We start from the raw sequence: 1,362 nt of genomic DNA, 5'->3' as shown, positions 1-1,362 counted from the left end.
AATTTGGATAATTTAGACGTGCGATCGGGTGCGGTCATGTATCAGGCCTGTTTTGCGGCATTCACATAGCCGCTGGCCGGTATGGAGCTTAGCGGTTCTGGTGCAAAATCACTTCTACGGGCTCTAAGCCCATTGACCCGGATGCGTTTCCAGAACCGTTTGCCGATCATTGTCCTTACTATCCGTTGACCTCCTCACACGCCGTCGTTCCGCTCTAACTTGCCTATTTAACTTACGCGACAGTCAGTAGCGGATCTCTATAATCTTCCCTCTTTGTCTGCATTGCCCAAAGGCTGCGGGCCATCTTGTTCGCCAAAGCTATGGCAACAACCATTCTAGGTTTACGTAAAAGCATCGCATGAAGCCACGTTCCAGGTACTGGCGCCTTTTTACTGGCCCAGCGTATTATCGACATGGCACCGATTATGAGCAAACGCCGAATATCACGCTGCCCCATTTTCGATGTACGTCCCAAAATCTGCTTTCCGCCACTCGAGTGTTGGCGCGGTACAAGTCCGAGCCATGCAGCAAAATCCCTACTGCGCCTAAAAACAGTTAGCGTAGGGGCGAATGCTTCAATGGCCATAGCCGTGATAGGCCCTAGACCGGGCATGGTCATCATACGCGATGAAGCGTCAGACCGTGCGGCTTCTTTCTTTAGGACAGCCTCGAGAGATAGAATCCGCGTCGAAAATGTCTCAATCTGCTCAAGGTAAATGCGTGCCGTTTCCACTATCAGCCTATCTACCGTATCTTCTGCCTGGTCAATAAGATGCCGGATGCTTGAAAGATTCCACAAGCCTTTCGGCGCGATAAGGCCGTGTTCAGCCAGATGTGCCCGTAAGGCATTTATCGTTTGGGTTCGTTGACGGACAAATAACTCGCGTGTCCGGAAGACCATTGCGCGTGCTTGCTGTTCATGCGTTTTAGGCTCGACGAAGCGCATCGTTGGACGCGTTGCAGCCTCAGCGATAGCCTCCGCATCAGCAACGTCATTTTTCTGCCGCTTCACAAAGGGCTTTACATAGGCGGGTGGGACCAGCCGGATCTCATGACCAAACTCACCGATCTCGCGTGCCCAGTAATGGGCCGTTGCACACGCTTCCATGGCGACGATGCACGGTGGCAGCTTTGAAAAAAATGCTAAAAGTTGTCCGCGTGTTAGTTTCTTACGCAGAATAACGCTGCCGTCAACGCGTGCGCCATGAACCTGAAAAACCTGCTTTGCAAGATCCAGACCGATAATGCTAATCTCTCCCATGGATATCTCCTCTCAAGTGACGTTACCCAACATCACCTTGGCACATTGAGATGCCGTTGGCAGGGGGTATCCACACCATCACTTCTCAGCGGCAATCAACA

At 51.8% G+C, this 1,362-nt stretch carries 1 protein-coding gene; it reads right to left on the bottom strand.

All coding sequences use genetic code 11. From position 1 onward, the window contains the following. Positions 1 to 232 precede the first annotated feature (232 nt). A complete protein-coding gene (locus ABE530_RS19580; protein WP_499695719.1) occupies positions 233 to 1,261 on the bottom strand; it encodes an IS110 family RNA-guided transposase in 1,029 nt (342 codons plus the stop codon). Positions 1,262 to 1,362 lie beyond the last annotated feature (101 nt).

The sequence above is a fragment of the Brucella sp. TWI559 genome (genome assembly GCF_039674265.1).
GTDB lineage: Bacteria > Pseudomonadota > Alphaproteobacteria > Rhizobiales > Rhizobiaceae > Brucella > Brucella chromiisoli.
The sequence above is the reverse complement of the archived record's forward strand: the minus strand, read 5'-3'. Positions and strand labels throughout refer to the sequence as shown.